This is a genomic window from Apolloniradiicaulis salifontis (assembly GCF_053756655.1).
Map to the genome: position 1 here is coordinate 1,762,696 of NZ_CM132387.1, position 20,256 is coordinate 1,782,951.

Annotated in this window: 21 protein-coding genes; 6 read left to right on the forward strand and 15 right to left on the reverse strand. The window is 65.5% G+C overall.

Features of this window, described 5'->3' with window-relative positions; translation table 11 throughout:
• Positions 1 to 51 precede the first annotated feature (51 nt).
• Genes ACWCOP_RS08540 through ACWCOP_RS08550 form a run of 3 tightly spaced genes read left to right on the forward strand, consistent with a single transcriptional unit; the run spans position 52 to position 3,163 of the window.
• Positions 52 to 1,344 carry a glycosyltransferase family 4 protein gene (locus tag ACWCOP_RS08540; protein WP_478247864.1) on the forward strand — a complete coding sequence of 431 codons (1,293 nt, stop codon included), beginning with the start codon at positions 52 to 54 and terminating at the stop codon, positions 1,342 to 1,344.
• The gene (locus tag ACWCOP_RS08545; RefSeq protein WP_478247865.1) at positions 1,341 to 2,069 is read left to right on the forward strand and encodes a class I SAM-dependent methyltransferase; all 729 of its coding nucleotides are present in this window, start codon (positions 1,341 to 1,343) and stop codon (positions 2,067 to 2,069) included. Before ACWCOP_RS08540 ends, ACWCOP_RS08545 begins: the two co-directional genes overlap by 4 nt.
• Positions 2,066 to 3,163 carry a hypothetical protein gene (locus ACWCOP_RS08550; RefSeq protein ID WP_478247866.1) on the forward strand — a complete coding sequence of 366 codons (1,098 nt, stop codon included), beginning with the start codon at positions 2,066 to 2,068 and terminating at the stop codon, positions 3,161 to 3,163. Before ACWCOP_RS08545 ends, ACWCOP_RS08550 begins: the two co-directional genes overlap by 4 nt.
• Here ACWCOP_RS08550 and ACWCOP_RS08555 read toward each other — a convergent pair.
• Positions 3,132 to 3,764 (reverse strand): class I SAM-dependent methyltransferase, encoded by a 633-nt coding sequence (locus tag ACWCOP_RS08555; RefSeq protein WP_478247867.1) that lies wholly within the window; start codon positions 3,762 to 3,764, stop codon positions 3,132 to 3,134. The genes ACWCOP_RS08550 and ACWCOP_RS08555 overlap by 32 nt on opposite strands.
• Positions 3,761 to 4,399, reverse strand: a complete 639-nt coding sequence (locus ACWCOP_RS08560; RefSeq protein WP_478247868.1) for a hypothetical protein — start codon at positions 4,397 to 4,399, stop codon at positions 3,761 to 3,763. Before ACWCOP_RS08560 ends, ACWCOP_RS08555 begins: the two co-directional genes overlap by 4 nt.
• A 137-nt stretch (positions 4,400 to 4,536) precedes the next feature.
• On the opposite strand from ACWCOP_RS08560, the gene pip reads away from it, so the two are divergent.
• Together pip and ACWCOP_RS08570 are read left to right on the forward strand one after the other, a co-directional pair.
• Positions 4,537 to 5,508 (forward strand): prolyl aminopeptidase, encoded by a 972-nt coding sequence (gene pip, locus ACWCOP_RS08565; protein ID WP_478247869.1) that lies wholly within the window; start codon positions 4,537 to 4,539, stop codon positions 5,506 to 5,508.
• 33 nt (positions 5,509 to 5,541) lie between these two features.
• Positions 5,542 to 5,862, forward strand: a complete 321-nt coding sequence (locus ACWCOP_RS08570) for a heavy metal-binding domain-containing protein (protein WP_478247870.1) — start codon at positions 5,542 to 5,544, stop codon at positions 5,860 to 5,862.
• Positions 5,863 to 5,868: 6 nt separating this feature from the next.
• Here ACWCOP_RS08570 and ACWCOP_RS08575 read toward each other — a convergent pair whose 3' ends face one another.
• Positions 5,869 to 7,833: an acetyl-CoA hydrolase/transferase C-terminal domain-containing protein gene (locus ACWCOP_RS08575; protein WP_478247871.1), complete on the reverse strand. Its 1,965-nt coding sequence runs from the start codon at positions 7,831 to 7,833 to the stop codon at positions 5,869 to 5,871.
• Positions 7,812 to 9,857: a 3-hydroxyacyl-CoA dehydrogenase NAD-binding domain-containing protein gene (locus ACWCOP_RS08580; RefSeq protein ID WP_478247872.1), complete on the reverse strand. Its 2,046-nt coding sequence runs from the start codon at positions 9,855 to 9,857 to the stop codon at positions 7,812 to 7,814. The genes ACWCOP_RS08575 and ACWCOP_RS08580 overlap by 22 nt, the downstream gene beginning before the upstream one ends.
• A gap of 135 nt (positions 9,858 to 9,992) precedes the next feature.
• Between ACWCOP_RS08580 and ACWCOP_RS08585 the strand changes: the two genes are divergently transcribed.
• A protein-coding gene (locus ACWCOP_RS08585) for an IS3 family transposase (protein ID WP_478247734.1) occupies positions 9,993 to 11,101 on the forward strand; the annotation gives its coding sequence in 2 pieces (ribosomal slippage) (positions 9,993 to 10,257 and positions 10,257 to 11,101; 1,110 coding nt in all).
• A 95-nt stretch (positions 11,102 to 11,196) separates the two neighbouring features.
• Here ACWCOP_RS08585 and ACWCOP_RS08590 read toward each other — a convergent pair.
• The 11 genes from ACWCOP_RS08590 to ACWCOP_RS08640 form a co-directional block, all read right to left on the reverse strand.
• A complete protein-coding gene (locus ACWCOP_RS08590; RefSeq protein WP_478247873.1) occupies positions 11,197 to 12,417 on the reverse strand; it encodes an acetyl-CoA C-acetyltransferase in 1,221 nt (406 codons plus the stop codon).
• A gap of 14 nt (positions 12,418 to 12,431) precedes the next feature.
• Positions 12,432 to 14,678 carry an acyl-CoA dehydrogenase gene (locus ACWCOP_RS08595; protein WP_478247874.1) on the reverse strand — a complete coding sequence of 749 codons (2,247 nt, stop codon included), beginning with the start codon at positions 14,676 to 14,678 and terminating at the stop codon, positions 12,432 to 12,434.
• A gap of 97 nt (positions 14,679 to 14,775) precedes the next feature.
• A complete protein-coding gene (locus tag ACWCOP_RS08600) occupies positions 14,776 to 15,174 on the reverse strand; it encodes a cupin domain-containing protein (RefSeq protein WP_478247875.1) in 399 nt (132 codons plus the stop codon).
• 12 nt (positions 15,175 to 15,186) lie between these two features.
• Complete coding sequence (locus ACWCOP_RS08605; protein WP_478247876.1) at positions 15,187 to 15,483, reverse strand: type II toxin-antitoxin system RelE/ParE family toxin; 297 nt, start codon at positions 15,481 to 15,483, stop codon at positions 15,187 to 15,189.
• Positions 15,470 to 15,727, reverse strand: a complete 258-nt coding sequence (locus ACWCOP_RS08610) for a type II toxin-antitoxin system ParD family antitoxin (RefSeq protein ID WP_478247877.1) — start codon at positions 15,725 to 15,727, stop codon at positions 15,470 to 15,472. Before ACWCOP_RS08610 ends, ACWCOP_RS08605 begins: the two co-directional genes overlap by 14 nt.
• Before the next feature lie 59 nt (positions 15,728 to 15,786).
• Positions 15,787 to 17,205: a pyruvate dehydrogenase complex dihydrolipoamide acetyltransferase gene (locus tag ACWCOP_RS08615; RefSeq protein ID WP_478247878.1), complete on the reverse strand. Its 1,419-nt coding sequence runs from the start codon at positions 17,203 to 17,205 to the stop codon at positions 15,787 to 15,789.
• 21 nt (positions 17,206 to 17,226) lie between these two features.
• A complete protein-coding gene (locus ACWCOP_RS08620; RefSeq protein WP_478247879.1) occupies positions 17,227 to 17,637 on the reverse strand; it encodes a hypothetical protein in 411 nt (136 codons plus the stop codon).
• A complete protein-coding gene (locus tag ACWCOP_RS08625) occupies positions 17,634 to 18,065 on the reverse strand; it encodes a hypothetical protein (RefSeq protein WP_478247880.1) in 432 nt (143 codons plus the stop codon). Before ACWCOP_RS08625 ends, ACWCOP_RS08620 begins: the two co-directional genes overlap by 4 nt.
• A gap of 10 nt (positions 18,066 to 18,075) precedes the next feature.
• Positions 18,076 to 18,387 (reverse strand): DUF5076 domain-containing protein, encoded by a 312-nt coding sequence (locus tag ACWCOP_RS08630; protein ID WP_478247881.1) that lies wholly within the window; start codon positions 18,385 to 18,387, stop codon positions 18,076 to 18,078.
• Positions 18,388 to 18,391: 4 nt separating this feature from the next.
• The gene (locus tag ACWCOP_RS08635) at positions 18,392 to 19,852 is read right to left on the reverse strand and encodes a pyruvate dehydrogenase complex E1 component subunit beta (protein WP_478247882.1); all 1,461 of its coding nucleotides are present in this window, start codon (positions 19,850 to 19,852) and stop codon (positions 18,392 to 18,394) included.
• Positions 19,852 to 20,256, reverse strand: a complete 405-nt coding sequence (locus tag ACWCOP_RS08640) for an MAPEG family protein (RefSeq protein ID WP_478250671.1) — start codon at positions 20,254 to 20,256, stop codon at positions 19,852 to 19,854. The genes ACWCOP_RS08635 and ACWCOP_RS08640 overlap by 1 nt, the downstream gene beginning before the upstream one ends.

The window sequence follows — 20,256 nt, forward strand, 5'->3', positions numbered from 1 at the left end:
ACGGTGTTTGCGCTTGGTTTCAGTGAGGCGAGCCAGTAGCGTCGCGCGCCGATGAAAGACCATGCCCTCTCTCCCTCGCCCCGCGGCGACGCAATGCGCGTGCTGGTGTCCAGCTACCGCTCCGCCCCCCATGTGGGCGGACAGGGGATTTATGTTCGCCAGCTCACCCGCGCCCTGCGCGCCGCCGGGTGCGAGGTCACGGTCGTCTCCGGCCCGCCTTACCCTGAGCTCGACCCTGGAATCACGCTTGAAAAACTAGCGTCGCTTGACCTGTTTGAGGAAACCAACGCCTTCTTCGCGTTCAGGCTGGGCTTTCTGGCCTCAAAAGCCGATATGACGGAATGGCTCGCCCACAACACCGGCGCCTTCGCGGAGATGACCAGCTTCGCCCTGCGTCTGGAGCGCTTCATCAAGCGCGAGGGCCATCGCTTTGACGTGATTCACGACAATCAGACCCTCGCCCCGGCCATGGCGCGCATAGATAGCAGGGTCCCGGTCGTAACCACCCTGCACCATCCCATCGCCATCGACCGCGACTTCGCGGTGGCGGGCGCCGGCTCCTGGTGGCGCCGGGCGCTGCAGAGGCGCTGGCACTCGTTTGTGGAGACGCAAGGCCGGGCCGGGCGCCGGCTGCCGCGCTTCCTGGCGGTGAGCGAGGCGGCGCGAGACCAGTATTCGGCGATCTGCGGCATCGATCCGCGGCGCATCACCGTGGCGCTCAACGGCATCGACCACGACCAGTTCAGCGCCGACGCGTCCATGCCGCGCGACCAAGACCACATCGTCACCCTGGCCAGCGCGGACGTGGCGGTGAAGGGTCTGGACGTGCTCATCGACGCGCTGGCCCTGCTCAAACGCCGAGGCGGGCGTCCGCGCCTCACCGTGGTGGGAAAGCTGCGCGAGGGGCCGTCGAAACGCGCACTGGAGCGTGAAGGCCTGATGGATCAGGTGCGCTTCGTCTCCGGCATATCCGGCGAGGCGCTGCGCGATCTCTACCGGCGGGCCAGCGTTTTCGTCTCCGCCTCGCGCTTTGAGGGCTTCGGCCTGCCGGCCGCCGAGGCCATGGCCTGCGGCGCGCCGGTCATTGTCTCCTCCGGCGGCGCGCTTCCCGAAGTCGCCGGCGATGCGGGTATCGTCACGCCGGTGGAGGACGCCGTGGCGCTCGCCGGCGCGCTGGAGCGGGTGCTGGGCGACCGCGACCTGCAGGCGCAGATGAGCAAAAAGAGCGCGGCGCGCGCCCTGACCGCCTTCAGTTGGGACCGCCACGCCGCCGCGGCCATCAGGCTTTACGGTGACGCCTTGCAAACCACGAGCAGCCGCAGGACAGGACCTGGCGCCCCATGATGGTCACCCTCGATCTTGACGCGCTGGATCTGAGAGACGGTCAGCGCGTCCTCGATCTCGGCTGCGGCCGCGGCCGGCATTCCCATGCGCTGTATTGGCATGAACGCGCTCTGGACGTGGTCATGCTGGACTTGAACCTTGAAGACCTCAAAGGCGCCGTGGACGGGTTTTTCCAGCTGCCCCCGCCGCCGGCTGAGCCGCCGCGCAGCGCGGTGTGGTGCGTTGGCGACGCGGACCGCCTGCCCTTCGCTGACGACAGCTTCGACGTGGTGATCTGTTCAGAAGTGCTCGAGCACCTGCCGGACGTGGATTCCGCGCTCAACGAGATCACCCGCATCGTGAAGCCCGGCGGCAAGTTCGCCTGCTCGGTGCCGCGCTACTGGCCGGAAACCCTCTGCTGGAGCCTGTCGAAAGGCTATCAGAACACGCCCGGCGGCCATGTACGAATCTTCAAGGAGTCCGGGCTTCGCCGTCAGGTGGAGGGCTTTGGCTTCTCCGCCTACAGGCGCCACTGGGCCCATGCCCTGCACAGCCCCTATTGGTGGCTGCGATGCGCCAAGTGGGAGCGTCAGGAAGAAAGCCGCATGGTGAGCGCCTATAAGAAGCTGCTCGAATGGGACCTGCTTGAAAAACCCCGCCTCACCCGCTGGACCGAGGCGGCCCTGAACCCGATTCTGGGCAAGTCGGTGGCGCTGTATTTCGACAAGACGGACGCGCGCTCATGAGCCCGCGCGCCCTTGGCGTCGACGTGGCGGCGTGCGCTGACCGGATCGAGGCGCTGCAGCGCCGTGACGGGTCGATCCCCTGGATCGAGGCCGGCGTCTGGGATCCCTGGAACCATGGCGAGAGCGTCATGGCGCTGGCCGTGGCGGGACGGGAACGGGCCGTTGAGGCCGGGCTCGACGCCCTCGCCGCGCGCCAGGAGGAAGACGGCGGCTGGACAGGCGAGCTTGGCGCCGGCGTGCCCATGGACGAGACCGGCGAGCGCATCGCCCCGCCGGCCGTCCCGGTCACCGCCCGCGACACCAATTTCACCGGATACGCCGCGGTGACCCTGCTGAGAGCCGCTCTGGCGCTGGACGCCCCGCGCCTCATCGCCAGGCACGAAGCCATGATCAACCGCGCTCTGGACTGGGTCGCGGCGCGCCAGTGCGACGCGGGCGACATCATCTGGCGCGATCCAGACCCCGGCCAGCCCCTGGACGAGGTCGACTCGCTGCGCGCCGGCAACGCCTCGCTCTTTAAAAGCTTTGAGGCCGGGCTGCGGATCGCCGACGCCTTGGGACGTCGGAAGCCGCACTGGGCGCGCGCCCGCGCCGGGATCGCCCGCGCCTTCGAGCACGCTCCGGAACGCTTCGACCGCAAGGGCCAGGATCGAACCAATTACGCCATGGACTGGTACTATCCCGTGCTCACAGGCGCGGTCTGCGGCGCGGCGGCGGCGAAACGCCTGGATCGTGACTGGGACCGCTTTGTGGTGGCCGATCTTGGCTGCCGCTGCGTCGCCGAAGAGCCCTGGGTCACCACCGCGGAAACCGCAGAGCTGGCGCTTGCCTGCCTGACGCTGGGACGCCGCGACGCGGCGCGCACCCTGATCGCCGACCTGGCGCCGCTGGCGCGCGGCGGTGAAGGCTACTGGATGGGCTGGCAGTTCGAGCTCGGCATGGTCTGGCCCAGGGAGCAGCCGGGCTGGACGTCCGCCGCCGTGGTGTTGGCCGCCGACGCGCTCTATCAGATCGCGCCGGGATCAGACCTTCTGGTGCGCCATGCGCGCCCCGACGCCTGGCTCAGACCCGGCGCAGAATCTCGAGCGTATTGACCCGCGCCACCGGCTGAAACAGGCCGGACGCCACCGCCAGCTTCCAGATCTCGTAAGGCGGGCGGCCGCCATCATCGGGGTTTGGAAACACGTCGTGGATAGCCATCAGCCCGCCGCGCGCCACATGCCCGGCCCAGGCGCGATAATCGCCCAGCGCGGTGTCCATGGCGTGGCCGCCGTCGATGAAAGCGAACGAGACCGGCCCGCCCCAGCTTGCGCCGATGGAGGCCGAGCGGCCCACCACAGCCACGACGCTGTCTTCCAGATCGGCGCGCGCGATCGTGCGGCGCAGCTCCGGCAGCGTATCCACCCGCCCAAACTCTGCGTCGAAGAGATCGGGGTCGTGATAGCCCTCGCCCGGCTGATGCTCCTCGGAGCCGCGATGGTGATCAATGGCGAACAAAAGCCGCTGCGCATGACGCGCCGCGCGGCCCAGATACACCGTGGAGCGCCCGCACCAGCTGCCGATCTCCACAAAGGGGCCGGGCACAGCGGCCGCCGCCTGCAGCGCATGAGCGTGCAGCGCTTCACCCTCGTCGGGCGCTAAAAAGCCTTTGATCGTCTGGGGGTCGAGGGCGTCGCCCGGAACGGCGTCGCTCATCCGGACAGCGACTCCGTCCGGCGCGACCAGCGCCGTTCAGCCAGCGCGTCCGCGGCTTCGGCCAGCGCGGTCTCCGCCTCAACCAGCTCGCTGAGTTTTTCAGAAAGCGCATCGCCCGGCGTGCCCGTCCGTGCGCTCACTTCGGCGAAGAAAGCCCTCGCCCGGCGCACTGCGCCAAGCGCGGTTTCCGCCGCCGCGATATCACGCTCCAGGGCGCTGCGGCTCAGCCCCTCCGGCGCCGAAGCGACAGCGCCGGCGTCTCCTGACACCTGCAGCGTCGCCCTCACGAGCTCGGAGATATCGGAGGTTACCCGCGTCCCGCTTGCGGCCTCGATATAATCGGCGACCGGGTCGCCGGCTTCAGCCGGCTCGCCCTCGCCGCCGATCAGCCGGCCGAGGAACGATCGTGCGGCTTCGCCGGCTGGCGGCGTCAGGGTCCAGCCCTGCGCCTCCACATGGGCGGCGAGCCCGTCGGCGGCGTTACGCAGGGCGGCTTCCTCGGCGATCATGCTGGCCTGCGAGTCCGGCGCGCGCGCCATGTCGATGGGTCCGCTTGCGCAACCGGCGACAGTGAACGCAGTCAGCACGCAAGCGCACGCCATGGATTTCAGCCCGGTCGCCGGTAGAATGGTCAACGCTTGTTCCCTCGCGTCGCTGTTCGCGCGGCCCGCCCCTCGCCGCACCGCTTTGACCCGTCTATAAAACGGCATACTGTCTGTAGAAACAAACCGAAAAATCATGAAGGGGCCGTTTCCTCTCGGTCTTGAACACAATGGACACCCATCGTCACGCCCGACGCCTCGGTCTTTATCCTCCCATCGAACCGATCCGCAGCGGCTATCTGCCGGTGGGACAGGGTCACTCGATCTATTATGAGGAATGCGGCCGGCCCGATGGTGTTCCCGTGATCGGTCTTCATGGCGGCCCCGGCGGCGGCGCCGCGCCTGCCATGCGGCGGTTTTTCGATCCGCGCAAATACCGGATCTTGCTGTTCGATCAGCGCGGATGCGGGCGCTCGCGACCCTTCGCCTCCATTGCTGACAACACCACCGCACATCTTATCGACGACATAGAGGCCCTTCGCGCCCATTTCGGCGTCGACAAATGGATGGTGTTCGGCGGCAGCTGGGGCGCCACGCTGGCCCTGGCCTATGCGCGCGCCTGCCCGGGGCACACGCTCGCCCTGGTGCTTCGCGGGGTGTTCACCTGCACGCGCGAGGAGATCGACTGGTTCTACAGAGACGGCGCAAACCGGATGTTTCCCGACGCCTGGGCGCGCTTTGCAGGGCGTCTGACGGGAAGCGAGCAGGACGATGTTCTGAAAAGCTATCACAAACGAGTCATGGTCGAGGACGCCGCCGAGCGCCGCGCCGACGCGGTGGAATGGGCACGGTGGGAAAGCGCGCTCATAAGCCTGCACGCCGACCCTTATACCGTCAGTCCCGAACCACGCCGGGCCGACGCCCTGGCGCGCATGGAGACCCATTATTTCGTCAATGCCGGCTTTCTAGGGCGCGACGGGATCCTGGTGGAGGACACCGCCCATCTCGCCGAGATTCCCGGCGCCATCGTCCAGGGCCGCTATGACATGGTGACCCCGCCCAAGGCCGCCTGGACCCTGCACAAGGCCTGGCCGGGCAGCCAGCTCAATTTCGTCCACGACGCCGGCCACGCCGCAGGGGAGCCCGGCACGGTGGACGGGCTGGTGCGCGTCACCGACGCGTTCGCCAAGCGCTTTGGCTGAGCAGGCCTGCAAGACCACCAAAAAGGAGCGTTCATGATCATCACCACCACCCCCGGCGTCGACGGCCGGACCATCGCGACCTATCACGGCGTCGTCACCGGCGAGGCCATTCTGGGCGCCCACATGTTCCGCGATCTTTTCGCGGGGATTCGCGACATCGTCGGCGGTCGCTCCGGCTCCTACGAGAAATCCCTGCGCGAAGCCCGCGAGATCGCGCTGAAGGAGCTGGAGGACGAAGCCCGCGCCCGGGGCGCCGACGCGGTGGTGGGCGTCGATCTTGATTACGAGGTGATCGGCGAGCAGGGCTCGATGCTCATGGTCAGCGCGTCGGGAACTGCTGTCACGCTGAGCTGATCGCGCTTAACGGCTTTCGCGGGCGCTGCGCAGGGCGTAGGCGACGAGCCGCGCCTCGATCCGCTCACCGATGGATTGAGGCGTGTCGAGCCCCATGCGGATGAGGCCGTCAGTCACATCGTCGTCGGGCTCTCCGGTGAGGATCGCCTTGATCACGGTGAAGACCCGCCCTAGAACGGTGGCGGTGGCGCCTTTCAGCAGTCCCAGCGCATCCTTGAGATCACGCTCCACCGGCGTCAGATCGCTGCCCAGCGGATAGTCGGGCAACACGCCGGCGTCACGCAAAGGCTTCAGCGCTTTGGCGAGGCGTTCAGGCGTGTTGGCGGTGTAGCCCGCCTCCAGCTGAAACTCCGCCTCCACCTTGCCGGCGGCCTTGGCGGCGTCGAGAAACCCGCCCTGAAACCGGCTGTCGCAGATCCGCGCCAGGCGCACCGCCACCTCGCGGTCGGTGGCGCCTTTCAGATCGGCGACCCCGTACTCGGTGACGACGATGTCGCGCAGATGGCGCGGCACCGAAACCTCTCCGCCTTCCCAGACGATGTTGGATTTCGTCTCGCCGCCTGACGTGCGCGTGGCGCGCACCAGGATCACCGAACGCCCGCCCTCAAGCTCGTGGGCCATGGCGACGAAATTGTACTGCCCGCCAATCCCGCTCACCACCCGCCCGTCATGGAGCGTGTCGGAAATCGCGGCGCCGCGCCCGTTGACCATCATGGCGGTGTTGAAAAACCGCGCGTGCTTGCGCTGGGCCCGGTCGAGGGCTTCGGACCCGTAGAGCTGATTGATGCGCCCGATCCGGGTCATGGAGATGGCGTCACGCAGATTATCAGGAAGATTACGCAGCGCCCTGTAAAGTCTTGTTGATCCCAGATAGAAGCCGCCATGAAGCTGGATCGCAGGCGTGTCTGCGTCCTGGGGCGGGCGCCCTTCGTTCGCGGCGGTCTGGACGCCCAGATCGTCATAGACGGCGCGCGTCAGAACACCGTGTTCGAGAAGATTGATCAGGCCCTCGGTGACCATTTCCGAGCAGCCGTAAAGCCCCTCTTCAAACGCGCCGCGCCCGCCGATCGCCGGATCCACATCCGGTCCCGCCAGCGCGTCCAGCGCCGAGGCGAAGCGCCCCGCCTGCTCGTGACGCAGGCTCACCGCATGGGCGAGGCCGTCGCCAAGCGCCCCGATGCCGATCTGCAGCGTGCCGCCATCGCGCACCAGCCCCGCCGCATGAAGGGCGATGGCGTGCTCTGCGAGGCCCACCTTCTCCGACGGCACGGGAAACAGCGTATAGCCGCCCGTTTCCAGAACCGCGTCAAACGTTTCCGCTGGAACCACGGCGTCATGGCCGAACCAGGGCAGCTGCGGATTGACCTCCGCCAGGATCGCGGTGGGCGTCCCGGCCTCGCCGCGCTGTTTCAGCCGTTCAAACAGGTCCAGCGAGAGATCGGGATTGCAGGACAGCGAATACTGGTGCGCGCCGCCGGGATCAGGCGCCACCATCTGCGCAACCACATTGAGCCCGCTGTCGAAGATTGCCTGGCCGGCATGGGTGTAGTTGGCGCTGACATAATTGGCCTGGGCGTGGGCGTTGGAGATTAGCCCGCCAGGAGACAGGAAGAACTCCTTCACCTGGACATTCGCCGGCAATGCGTCCTTGGCCCGATCCACGACGTAATCCAGGCGCGGATAGCCGGCGTAGAGCCGCTGCGCGATGGGATCGAGCAGGCGCGCCGCCAGCGCGTTCGGCGCCCGGGGCGGATCCAGGCTCAGCGCGGTGTAAATCGTCAGATCAAGCGCAGGGTCGGCCTTTGCGGCGCGGTAGAAGGCGTTGGCCAGATGGTTCGCCTTACCCAGCGCCAACGGCAGGCCGAGCACAAGCGTTCGCCCCACCCGCGCGATCGTCTCTTGAACGATCCGGTCTGCGCGCGCCTCGCAATTGCTCGACGATGTCTCTTTCATGGCTGGAGAATGGACCATCCATCGCTCGGCGCGAAGCGCTCACCGTGCTTTTGCGCCAGGCGTTCCAGATCAGCGACCACCGTGTCGATCCCGCGATAGCGGGCATAGCCGAACGGACCGCCGCGGAAGGGCGCGAATCCGGCCCCGAAGATCAGCGCCGCATCCACATCGTCTTCCTCCTGCGCCACGCCTTCGTGGAGCAGCTGAGCGCACACATTCATGAGGGGCAGGATGAGCCGGTCGCAGATCGGATCGAGGCGCTCATCGCTCATGTCATCGTCGGAGACCCGCGATTTGCGCGCCTCGCCGTCCTCATACTCATAAAAGCCGCAGCCATCCTTCACCCCGGTGCCGCGCTTTTCCAGCGTCTGTTTCACATTACCGGGTATATCACCGATTTCCTTGGGAAAATCAGCTTTAAGGTGTTCGGCCACACCAAGGGCGATATCCAGGCCCACATGGTCTGCTACCTCGACAGGGCCCTGCGCCATGCCGAACTTTTCCGCCGCCGCGTCGATGAGTTCGGGCTTCACACTCTCCTCCATCAGGCGCGCGGCTTCGAGCAGATAGGGCGTCAGCGCCCGGTTCACGATGAAGCCGGCGGCGTCCTTCGCGGTCACTGGAAGCTTGTCGAGAGCTTCTGCGAAAGCCGCGCCCTGGGTCACGGCGCGCTTGGATGAGCGGCCGTGGCGGACCAGCTCGACCAGCGGCATTTTGGAGACCGGATTGAAGAAGTGGAGCCCCACGAGGCGGCCCGGCTTCTTCAGGGGGGAGGCCATGGCCTTCAAGCGCAGTGAGCTTGTATTGGTGGCGATGATCGCGTCCGGCTTCATGCGCGGCTCAATCTCCTCGAAAAGCTGTTCCTTCAGATCCAGCTTTTCCGGCGCCGCCTCGATGATCAGATCGGCCTGCTCCACCCCGTGCCCGCTCGGGTCGGGGATGAACCGATTGCGTGGAGGACGAAGATTCCCACGATTTTTCGCCGGCTTTTCGTCAAACAGATCGTTCGCGCTTTTCACCGCATCGGCGATGGGTTGAAGCCGCACATCGGTGACTGTCACCTCAAAGCCCTTCAGCGCCGCCCAGGCGCCGATGTCGCCGCCCATGGAGCCGGCGCCGATGACGTGCACGCGGCGGATCTCCAGCGCGTCGGCAGCAAGGCGCGCGTCGCGCTTCCTGCCCTCCTGCAACAGGAAGACCCGGCGAAGATTGCGCGAGGCGATGGAGCCGGACAGCTCGGCGAAGAGCTCGGTCTCCGCGTCCATAAGGTCGTGGGAAAGCCCGTGCTCCTCGAAGATGTCGATGAGCCGGAACGGCGCCGGATAATGGTCCTCGCGGATTTTTTCGCGGGTCTTCTTGCGCATCTGCCCGGCGGCGAAACCCCGCGCCGGGCGGGTGTCGAGGGCGTCGCGCTTCAACGCCTCCAGCCCATGGGGTTTTTCGCGGGTCTGGCCAAGGCGCGCTTTCGCCGCCTTGCGCAGATGGCGCTGCGGAACCGCCTCGTTCACAAGCCCCATGGCCTCGGCCTTGCCGGCGTCGAGGATTTTACCGGCGATGATCAGGCTCATCCCGTTCACCGACCCCACCAGCGAGGGAAGGCGATAGGTTCCGCCAAGGCCTGGAACCAGACCCAGCTTCACCTCCGGCAAGCCCAGCTGCGCATCATCGCGCGCCACGCGGTGGTCGCACGCCAGCGCCAGCTCCAGCCCGCCGCCCAGGCAATGGCCGTGCACCATTGCGACGGTGGGGCATGTCAGGTCTTCAAGGCGTTCCAGCAAATCCTTGCCATGCTCGATCATGGCGCGGATCTCATCAGCGCTCATGGCGTCGAACATCTCCACATCGGCGCCGGCCATGAAGCCGGCCTCCTTGGTGGAGTAGAGGATCAGACCTTTCGGCGTGTCGGCTTCAAGGCTTTCGATCAGACGCTCGAAATCGCGCAGCACCGTGTCGTCCAGCAAATTGGCGGAGCGGCCGGGCATGTCCATGGCCGCCCAGCACACGCCATCTGAATCCAATTCGGTCGTAAAAACATCGCTCATGACAAATCTCTTAATTTGCACTGAGAAGCATGGCGCCGCCCTGGCCGCCGCTGACCTGCTTCCCGTTTTCTCGGCCACGGAAAAGTGGAAAATTCTCGTTTAGCGGCTTGGGCTGCTGGTACGAGGAGAAGGCCGATGAAACGGTCAAAATTCACTGAGGCGCAGATCGCGTTCATTCTGCGCCAAGCCGAAGAAGGCACGCGTGTGGAAGAGGTCTGCCGCAAAGCGGGGATCAGCCAAGCCACTTTCTACAACTGGAAAAAGAAGTATGGCGGTCTGATGCCGTCGGAGATGAAGCGCTTGAAGCAGCTTGAGGAAGAGAACGGTCGCCTGAAGCGGATCGTGGCGGATCTCTCGCTGGACAAGGAGATGCTTCAGGATGTTCTGCGCCGAAAGCTCTGAGGCCCGCGCGCCGGCGAGAGCTGGTGGATCATCTGCGTGCGGCCTGGCGGGTCAGCGTTCGACGCGCCTGCCAGGTTCTCAGGGCCGATCGTTCGACCTACCAGTACAAGTCCCAGCGCGGCTCCCAGGAAGAGCTTCGCCAGCGCATCCGGGAGATCGCTGAGACCCGGGTTCGCTACGGCTACCGGCGTATCCACGTCCTGCTTCAGCGGGAAGGCTGGGCGGTGAACGCCAAGCGGGTCTATCGCCTTTATCGCGAGATGGGACTGCAGCTGAGGAATAAGACGCCGAAGCGGAAGGTGAAGGCGAAGCTCCGAGAGGGGCGATCGGATCCGGTGACGGCCAACGAGGTCTGGGCGATGGACTTCGTTCATGACCAACTCTACGACGGCCGCCGGCTGCGGATCCTCACCGTGATCGATGCGTATACCCGGTATGTCCCGGCGATCGAACCTCGCGAGCGGTTCACCGGCGCGGACGTCGTCGGCGTGCTCGAGCGCATCTGCGCCAGCCACGGGCATCCCAAGTCCATCCGCGTCGATCAGGGTCCCGAGTTCATCTCGCGCGATCTGGATCTATGGGCTTATGCGAATGGGGTGGAGCTCGACTTCTCCCGGCCCGGCAAGCCTACGGATAACGCGTTCATCGAGAGCCTGAACGGCAAGTTTCGCGCGGAATGCCTTAATGCCCACTGGTTCATGAATCTTGCCGACGCCCGCGGAAAATGCGAGCGATGGCGTAGAGACTACAACACCGAGCGTCCGCACAGCGCCATCGGCTACCGAACGCCTGCGGAGGCACGAAAAGCGTCAGGGCTCACGCAGCCCGCCCTGGCGCCATGACACGGGGATCTTCCAACTCCCCGTGGCCCGAAAACGGGGTCAAGCTCANACACGGGGATCTTCCAACTCCCCGTGGCCCGAAAACGGGGTCAAGCTCAACCGCCAATGCATTCGGTGGCGATGGCGTGCTTTCCGCCTGTGCGGTTCAGCGCGTACAGGGCGTGCAGCGCAATTCGGGTTCCGCTGGCGCCAACTGGGTGGCCGAGCGCCACCGCGCCGCCGTCCACATTCAGCCTGTCCGGATCAATCCGGCCCAGCGCCGCCTCAAGGCCAAGGCGCTCGCGGCAGAATTTATCATCCTCCCAGGCTGCAAGGCAGGCCAGGACCTGAGCGGCGAAGGCCTCGTTGATCTCCCAGATCGAAAGATCATCCAGGGTGAGCTGATTGCGTGTCAGGATCGGCGTCGCTGACAGGACGGGTCCAAGGCCCATGCGCGCGGGATCCAGCGCCGCCCATTCCACGTCTTCGATAAAGCCGAGCGGCTCGACGCCCAGCTTTCTCACCGCGTCCTCGCTGCCCAGAAGCGTCCAGCAGGCGCCGTCAGTGACCTGGCTGGAATTGCCCGGAGTCACCTGGCCGTGGGGTTTTTCAAACGCAGGCGACAGCTTTGCGAGCTGATCCACATCGGTGTCGGGGCGCACGCCGTCATCATGGTCGAAGACCTCGCCGTCGCGCGAAAACACCGGCCGCAGCTCCTGATCCAGCCAGCCCTTTCGCTGGGCGCGGGCGAGCCGATGATGGCTCTGCGCCGCGTAGGCGTCGGCGTCTTCGCGGGTGATCCCCCACTCATGGGCGATGACTTCAGCCGTTTCGCCCATGCCGAGCTTCACCACGTCGTCCGTGAGACCCTTTTCAAGGCTCACCACCGGCTGGGCCATGGCCGGGCGAAACTCGGCGGCCACCGAAAGGCGCTCGCCGGCGCCCTTGGCTTTGCGCAGCCGGCCAAGCCAGGCGGCGGTGTCTTCAGACAGCTCCAGCGGCGCATGGCTGAGCGCGTCGGTTCCGCCGGCGAGCATCACCTCGTTGCGGCCTGAGGCGATCTGCTGGACCGCATTGTCCAGCGACTGCATGCCCGAGCCGCAGTTTCTCTGCACCGAATAGGCGGGGACATCCTCGCCGAGCCCCATGCGCAACGCGGCGACGCGCGCGGTGTTGGGCGCTTCGGAGCTGGGCGCGCCGCAGCCCAGGATCACCTCCTCGACCGCGTCCATGGCGGCGCCTTGGCGCAGGGCCAACTCCTGGCCGGCGGCCACGGCCAGATCGACCGGCGAAAACGGGCCGGGCTCTCCGCGGGCCTTGATGAAGGGGGTTCGCACGCCGTCCAGTACGGCTACGCGGCGGCGGAATCGTCCTTGCGGGCGCTTGGCGATAGCGTGGCTCCCTTCAACTCGGATGGATCAAAATCGTCGACCACGAGCACCTCACGCACCAGCGCATCGGTTTGCTCGATCTCGTCGCGTTCGGCCCGGCTGATGACGCCGCATTTCACGGCCTCCTCCAGGCTGAGCTTCTGTTTCTTCACAGGCTTCATGAGCGTGTCCCGGCGGATCACCGCGTGAAGCGCCTTCTCGATCAACGCCATGGTGTCGCCGTTGGAGCCCAGATAGACGTTCGCGCCGACCCGCTCGCGGGTCTCGCCGGGCTTCTGGATGATCTCGGCGACGGCGTTCATCAGGCTGTCATGGGGTGGTTCACGGTGCAGGCCCACAGGGCTGGTGATTAAAGTCAGCACCACGCGCCAGACCGGGTTCGGGAAGTGACGCTGAACGGCCTTCAGGCGATCCTGGAAGCGATGCAGCCCGTCCTCGAAGACATAGTCCAGGATCACCCGGTCCTCGGCCGGCCGGCCATCATGCTCGAACCGCTTCAGGGCGCCGGACAACAGATAGATCTCCGCCATCATGTCGCCGAGGCGCGCCGACAGGCTCTCCTTCTTCTTCAGCGCGCCGCCCAGGGTGGCCAGCGACAACTCGGTGGCAACGGCCAGCTGCGCGCTGGCGCGCGAGAGCTGCTGGTAATGGCGCTTCAGGTCGCCTGCGCCATCGGGCGCATGGGCGAAGCGGGCGCCGGTGAGCGTGTGCCAGAAGGACCGGCCGATACTTCTGAGCTGCCAGCCGATATGCTTGAACAGCGCGGTGTCGAAGGCGTCCAGCCCTTCGCTCTCGTCCTCGTTTTGCACCGCCTCCATCTCGGTCAGCAGATAGGGGTGGCAGCGAATGGCGCCCTGGCCGAAAATGATCAGCGATCGGGTGAGGATGTTGGCGCCCTCCACCGTGATCGCAACGGGCAAAGCCTTGTAGGCGGTGGCCAGATGGTCTCGCGGACCCTCGCAGATCGTCTTGCCGCCGAAAATGTCCATGGCGTCGTTGATCGCGGTGCGAAGGCGCTCGGTGGCGTGATATTTCATGATGGCCGAGACCACGGCCGGCTTCTCGCCGGCGTCGATCCCGGCGCAGGTCAGAAGCCGCGCGCCGTCCAGCGTGTAGGCGGTGGCCACGATGGGGGCGAGCTTTTCGCGCACACCCTCAAATGCGCCCACCGGCATGCCGAACTGCTCGCGAATGCGCGCATAGCCGCCGGCTGAGCGCGCCGCCACGGCGGCGCCGGCTGCGCTGAGCGAGGGCAGCGAAATGCCGCGCCCGGCCGCCAGCGCGCCCATGAGCATTTTCCAGCCCTGGCCGATCTGCTCCTTGCCGCCCAGAATCTGGTCGATGGGCACGAACACGTCCTTGCCCCGCACCGGCCCGTTCTGGAAGGCGATGCCGGCGGGGTAGTGGCGCCGGCCGGTGTCCAGGCCCGGCGTATCGGTGGGGACCAGAAGCACGGTGATCCCCAGATCCTCGGTGTGCCCCAAAAGCCCGTCCGGGTCCTGCAGGCGCACGGCGAGACCGGCCAGCGTCGCGATGGGCGCCAGCGTGATGTAGCGCTTGTTGCAGGTGATGGAGATGCCCAGCTGTTTCTCGCCGTCGATCTCCTTTTCAACGATAACGCCGTAATCGGTCATCGCCGACGCGTCGGAGCCGGCCTCCACGCCGGTCAGCGCAAAGCAGGGAATATCCTCGCCGCTGGAAAGCCGGGGCAGGTAGTAATTCTTTTGATCCTCGGTGCCGTACAAAAGCAGCAGCTCGCCCGGGCCGAGCGAGTTGGGCACCATCACGGTCACCGCCGCGCTGATGGAGCGCGTGGCGATCATGCGCACGACTTCAGAATGGGCGTAGGCGGAAAAGCCTTTGCCGCCATAGTTTTCGGGGATGATCATCGCGAAGAAGCCTTCGCTGATCAGGTAATCCCAGACGTCCTGGGGCAGATCGTTGAGCTCATGCTCAATCTGCCAGTCGTTCAGCATGGAGCACAGCTTGCGTGTGGGCCCCTCGATAAAGTCGCGCTCGGCCTTGGTGAGCTCGCCGACTTTCAGACCGCGCAGATAATCCCAGTCCGGCTTTCCGGACACGATCTCGGCGTCCCACCAGACTGTCCCGGCCTCGATGGCCTGCGCCTCGGTGTCGGACATTTTGGGCAGAAGCCCGCGAAACCAGCCCATCATAGGCTTGGAAATCAAACTCTTGCGTAGCCCCATGGACCCTTTTCCTCCCGACATCAGCCGTTAAAAATTCAACGCGCGTACCCGAGCTGAGTTCCGAAAAGAGCCGATGGGACTGCGCGAAGACCAGCGCCTAGTCGAGGTCCACCAACGCCTGGGTCAGGTCGCCGGCTTCAGCATCGCCGGTGTTCACCACGCCGGCCTTCTCGATCAGAAGCAGGCTCACCGGCCCCTCCTCCACCACCGGGCGATGGCGCACGCCCTTGGGAATGACGGTCAGATCACCGGCGCAAAGCCGGATCGGGTCCTCGCCCTCGATCTCGATGCGAAGCACGCCGGCGGTGACGTAGAACAGCTCGTCTTCGTTCTGGTGGGCGTGCCAGGCGAATTCGCCCTCGCCCTTGGCCAGCTTCACCTCGTAATCGTCCACGCGCGCAATGCGCCGCGGCGACCAGGGCTCTGAAAAACGCGCATGGGCGGCGGCAAGGTTAACGACTTTGGGCGCTGTCACCGGCGGCCTCGCTGAACGCATGGGACCGCCCTGCTAATCAAGGCGATCGCTGAGATTTTGGTGTTTGATCACCGTCATTACGACAATGGTCTCGGCTTCGATGCGGAAATAAATGGCGTGACGCCCGCAGACGCTTCTTCTGTAGCCCGGCCTGAGATCATCCACGGCGCGATAGAGGTAGGGGTTTTCACACAGCCGCTCGAAATGCTCGCCTAGGGCTGAGTAATACCTGTCGGCCTGAGGCAAGCCCCATTGCCGGACCCCTTCGCGGTAAATGTCAGCAAGATCGGCGTCGGCTACAGCGCTGAGAGCGAGCCTATAGCGCGCCATCGGCTTTCAAGTCTTTGAGGACCGCCTCACGGATTTCAGATGGACTGCGCGATGAAAGCCCGTTGCGTTCGGCGTCCTGCAACCGGGCGCGCAAGGCATCCAGCTCGGCGGTTCGCAGCTGCTTCTCGCGCAGCGCCTCGCGGATCACCTCGCTGTCGCTGCCATAATGGCCGCTGCTGATCTGGCTCTCGATCCATTCGGCCTGCTGGCCGGTGACTGTGATGCTCTTCTTGATCATGGACATGCCCGGACTCCATCTATCCGACTTTATCCTACTCTATCTTACCGAAGAGCGCACACCCCCTACATCAGCATCGTCATCGGGTCTTCGATGAAGCCCTTGAACGCGGCGATCCAGCGGGCGCCGGCGGCGCCGTCGACGACGCGGTGATCACAGGTGAGCGTGACGGTCATGACGGTGGCTTTGGCCAGCGCGCCGTCGGTGATCACCGGGCGCTCCTCGCCCGCACCCACGCTCAGGATCATCCCCTGGGGCGGGTTGAGGATGGAGCTGAACGACTTGATCCCGAACATGCCCAGATTGGACAGCGAGAACGTACCGCCCTGGTATTCCTCAGGTTTCAGTTTGCGGTCGCGCGCACGGGCGGCGAGATCCTTCATCTCGGCGGAAATCCGCGCCAGGCCCTTCTGGTCGGCGTCGGCGATGATCGGGGTGATCAGCCCGCCTTCAATGGCCACCGCCACCGACACGTCGGCGTGCTTGTGCAACGCCACGCGCCCGTCCTCAATCCAGCTGGCGTTGGCTTCGGGCACGCGTTTCAGCGCCAGGCCCGACGCCTTGATCAAGATGTCATTGACCGAGACCTTCACGCCGTCGGGCGCCTTGTCGTTGACCTGCTTGCGGAATTTCAAAAGCGCGTCGAGTCGGCAGTCCACATTGAGCGGGAAGTGCGGCACGTCGCGGAAGGATTCGGTTAGGCGTTTGGCGGAGATCTTCTGTATCCCGTCGGCCTTCTTGATCTCATAGCGCTCCGACGCGATGCCGTAGCGCGCCAGCGGCTCGTGCTCGTCCACCTTGGGCTTTGGCGCCTCTTCAGCGGGCATGGCGCTGGGCGACACCCCGGCGCCGGCCTGTTCAGGCTGCTTTTCGGGCTTTGAGGCGCCGTTTTCGCTGGCCGCCTCAACATCGCGCTTCACGATGCGCCCATGGGGTCCCGACCCGTCGATATCGGCCAGCTCGATCCCGGCTTCGGCGGCCAGCCGGCGCGCCAGCGGGCTCGCCTTGATGCGGTTACCGCTCTCGTCATCCGGCGCGGGCGGCGCTTTGCCGGCTTCGCTCTTTCCTTGCTTGTCTGAATCGCCGGACTCAGCGGAGCTGCGATCCGGGACCTCGTCGCGAGCCTGGCGCGAGGCTCCGGATTCCGTCTTCGGCGGCTCCGGGGCTTCAGCGTTTGCGTCCTCAGGCTTCGCGGCGCCCGCCCCTTCCGGCTCGTAGCCGTCCAGCGCGCCCTTCTCTTCGCCGTCTTCCAGAAGCAGAGCGATCGGCTTGTTCACCGCAACGCCTTCAGTGCCGGCGGCGACCAGGATCTTGCCCATGACGCCTTCGTCGACCGCCTCCACCTCCATGGTGGCCTTGTCGGTCTCGATCTCGGCGATGACGTCGCCGGATTTCACCGTGTCGCCCTCTTTCACAAGCCAGCTTGAGAGCGTCCCCTCCTCCATGGTGGGCGACAGGGCGGGCATCAGGACTTCGATGGGCATGGATGCGCTCCGAACCGGAAACTATACGTTCTTCAGCGTTGAACGCGCAAAGAAGGTGAGAAAAAACAGGGCGATATAAACGATGATCACAGCAAAGAACATTGATTGCTGGATCACCTCGTCGAGGCCGGACAGCGCATTGTTCAGCGCTGCGTCGCCGGTGGGCGACAGGCCGACCGCGGCGTCGATTTCAATCAGAGTGGCGACAAACCCGTCAAAGATTTGCTGGCTGCCGTAAGCCACGCGCACCAGAAAGGCGACGACCAGCGTCAGGAAGAAAAACGAAAATGCGCGCAAGCCGAATCCGGCATGGCGCAGGAACGCCCACACCGCCACCACATAGGCGGAGATGACGGTGAAAAAGACGGAGACGCCCAGAAGCAGGATGTTCTGGTACTCCACCATCTGTTCGATGACATCGGCTTCAGTCACGAGTCTTCCCTCCCGGCCCAGCTGTGCAGGAAGGTGAGATAGACCAGGGTCCCATAGACCAGCGCGGCCATGATCCAGCCAAGCCAGACACCAAAGGCGTAGGCGTTCGCCAGCAGGACTTCCGCGCCGGACGAAAACAGCCCGGTATGGTTCGGCGCCAGGGCGTCGCGCGCCTCGGGCGGCAGCGCCGCCATGGCGAAGAACAGACCTGACAGCATGCGCTCAATCCCCAGAGCCGCGAACCCGAGAAACAGGAATGCGCCGGTGAGCATGATCATCGCCGCCGCCTTCATCACCAGCGGCGACCGGCGCAGGAAATAGTATAGCGCCGCGATATAGGCGGAGACGACCGTGAAATAGATCGACAACAGGCCCAGCACGTTGGCCGTGTTGTCGGTGAGCAATTCCAGGATTTTCGCCTCGTCCATCACCGCTTCCTCAATTCGAAATCCCGCCGCGGGGCGTGTCGGTGGGATTTTCCAGCTCGTCCTCCATGAGGTCCAGCATCTCATCAAGGGCGGCGTCGGGGCTCGACGCCTTGCCGGTCTGCGCGAACGCCATGGCGAAATGGCGCGCAAAATCGGCCAGCAGAACCCCTGCGTGCGACGGCGCTTCCAGCGCCTCGATATCCAGCTGCACGCCGATCTCGCCGTCCCTTGTGCGAAAAGCCACGAAGAAGGGATAGGCGCCGTCGGGAAACTCGTCCGGCGTGTCGTCGGCGGCGTCGTCTGCGGGGTCCTGGTCGTTCATCACCCTACTCCGCGTAACAAGCTTTTTTCGCCGCCTGGATGATGTCCTCGACGCCGGGCAGGGACAGCTTTTCCAGATTGGCCGCATAGGGCAGCGGCACGTCTTTCTGGTGCACGCGGGCGGGCGGAGCGTCCAGATAATCGAACGCTTCGGCGACCACGACCGCGGCGATCTCCGCGCCCACGCCGTGCTGGCCCCAGCCTTCTTCGGCGCAGACGATGCGGTTGGTCTTCTTCACCGACTTGATGATCGTCGCGGTGTCCAGCGGGCGCAGGGTGCGAAGGTCGATCACCTCGGCCTCGATGCCGTCCTGGCTGAGCGCTTCGGCCGCCTGCAGCGCAAAGCCCACCATGCGCGAATGGGCGGTGATGGTGACGTCGGAGCCCTCGCGGCGGATCTTCGCCTTGCCGATGGGAAGCACCCAGTCATCATGGTCGGGGATGTCGAAGGTCTCCCCGTAAATCAGCTCATGCTCCAGGAAGATCACCGGGTTGGGATCGCGGATCGCGGCCTTCAAAAGCCCCTTGGCGTCGGCCGCGTCATAGGGCGCGATCACTTTCAGGCCCGGCACATGGGCGTACCAGCTGGAATAATCCTGGCTGTGCTGGGCGCCTACCCGGCTCGCCGCGCCGTTGGGGCCGCGGAACACGATGGGGCACCCCATCTGCCCGCCGGACATGTAAAGCGTCTTGGCCGCCGAATTGATGATCTGATCGATGGCCTGCATGGCGAAATTGAAGGTCATGAATTCCACGACGGGGCGCAGACCGCCGAACGCCGCGCCGACGCCAAGGCCCGCAAAGCCGTGCTCGGTGATCGGGGTGTCCACCACGCGCCGGGCGCCGAACTCCTGCAGCAATTCACGCGTCACCTTGTAGGCGCCCTGATACTCGGCGACCTCCTCGCCCATGACGAAGACGCGATCATCGCGGCGCATCTCCTCGGCCATGGCGTCACGCAGGGCGTCGCGCAGGGTGATCTGCACCATCTTGGTTCCGGCCGGCAGCTCGGGGTCGGAGGCTTGCGGGCGCGCGTGCTGGGGCTTTTGCGGCTCGGTGGGCTGGTCGCCGCCCCGGCTCTTTTGCGAAGACGACGCCTTGGGCGCCTCCTCTTTGGTGTCGGCCTTGTCGGCGGGCTTGGAGTCCTTGGCCTTATCGTCTCCGCCCTTGGGGGCTTCCGCGCCGCCGCCGGGCTCATAGCCGTCCAGCGCGCTTTCCTCTTCGCCGTCTTCCAAAAGCAGCGCGATGGGCGCGTTCACCTTCACGCCTTCAGCGCCCTCCTCCACCAGGAGCTTGCCGATCACGCCCTCCTCCACGGCTTCGACTTCCATCGTGGCCTTGTCGGTCTCGATCTCGGCGATGATGTCGCCCGACGACACCCGGTCGCCCGGCTTCACCGTCCACTTGGCCAGCGTGCCCTCCTCCATGGTGGGGGACAGGGCGGGCATCAGCACTTCAATGGGCATCAGGCGGCTCCGGAAAACGGGAGAACTTGCAGAAGGATGATGACGCTGCCCACGATTCCGGCGAGCCAGGCGAAGGTGCGCAGCACCGGAACGCCGAGCCAGTAAAGCGGCGCGTAGGCGGCGCGTCCGGCGACGAACAACCAGCCGCCCAGCGCGGTCATGTCATTGGTGCGGTCCAGGACCAGGACCAGCAGCACCAGCGGCACGTGGATCAGCAACGCCTCGATCATGTTGTGAGTGGCGCGCTTGGCGCGCTGCGTCATCACCCTGGAATCGGTCAGGCCGTCGCGCGCGCCGAGCATCACCTTGGGCGGATGCTCGATATTGGAAAAGACCGCCTGGACGGCGATCATCACGATGAAAATCACGATTGAAAGGCTCAAAAGGCTCGCGTCGATCAACAT

Bases quoted from the DNA above. Each gene is read 5' to 3' on its own strand.
- ACWCOP_RS08540 (WP_478247864.1), top strand. From the start codon at position 52: ATGAAAGACCATGCCCTCTCTCCCTCGCCCCGCGGCGACGCAATGCGC.
- ACWCOP_RS08545 (WP_478247865.1), top strand. From the start codon at position 1,341: ATGATGGTCACCCTCGATCTTGACGCGCTGGATCTGAGAGACGGTCAG.
- ACWCOP_RS08550 (WP_478247866.1), top strand. From the start codon at position 2,066: ATGAGCCCGCGCGCCCTTGGCGTCGACGTGGCGGCGTGCGCTGACCGG.
- ACWCOP_RS08555 (WP_478247867.1), bottom strand. From the start codon at position 3,764: ATGAGCGACGCCGTTCCGGGCGACGCCCTCGACCCCCAGACGATCAAA.
- pip (WP_478247869.1), top strand. From the start codon at position 4,537: ATGGACACCCATCGTCACGCCCGACGCCTCGGTCTTTATCCTCCCATC.
- ACWCOP_RS08570 (WP_478247870.1), top strand. From the start codon at position 5,542: ATGATCATCACCACCACCCCCGGCGTCGACGGCCGGACCATCGCGACC.
- ACWCOP_RS08575 (WP_478247871.1), bottom strand. From the start codon at position 7,833: ATGGTCCATTCTCCAGCCATGAAAGAGACATCGTCGAGCAATTGCGAG.
- ACWCOP_RS08580 (WP_478247872.1), bottom strand. From the start codon at position 9,857: ATGAGCGATGTTTTTACGACCGAATTGGATTCAGATGGCGTGTGCTGG.
- ACWCOP_RS08595 (WP_478247874.1), bottom strand. From the start codon at position 14,678: ATGGGGCTACGCAAGAGTTTGATTTCCAAGCCTATGATGGGCTGGTTT.
- ACWCOP_RS08600 (WP_478247875.1), bottom strand. From the start codon at position 15,174: ATGCGTTCAGCGAGGCCGCCGGTGACAGCGCCCAAAGTCGTTAACCTT.
- ACWCOP_RS08605 (WP_478247876.1), bottom strand. From the start codon at position 15,483: ATGGCGCGCTATAGGCTCGCTCTCAGCGCTGTAGCCGACGCCGATCTT.
- ACWCOP_RS08610 (WP_478247877.1), bottom strand. From the start codon at position 15,727: ATGTCCATGATCAAGAAGAGCATCACAGTCACCGGCCAGCAGGCCGAA.
- ACWCOP_RS08615 (WP_478247878.1), bottom strand. From the start codon at position 17,205: ATGCCCATCGAAGTCCTGATGCCCGCCCTGTCGCCCACCATGGAGGAG.
- ACWCOP_RS08625 (WP_478247880.1), bottom strand. From the start codon at position 18,065: ATGGACGAGGCGAAAATCCTGGAATTGCTCACCGACAACACGGCCAAC.
- ACWCOP_RS08630 (WP_478247881.1), bottom strand. From the start codon at position 18,387: ATGAACGACCAGGACCCCGCAGACGACGCCGCCGACGACACGCCGGAC.
- ACWCOP_RS08635 (WP_478247882.1), bottom strand. From the start codon at position 19,852: ATGCCCATTGAAGTGCTGATGCCCGCCCTGTCCCCCACCATGGAGGAG.
- ACWCOP_RS08640 (WP_478250671.1), bottom strand. From the start codon at position 20,256: ATGTTGATCGACGCGAGCCTTTTGAGCCTTTCAATCGTGATTTTCATC.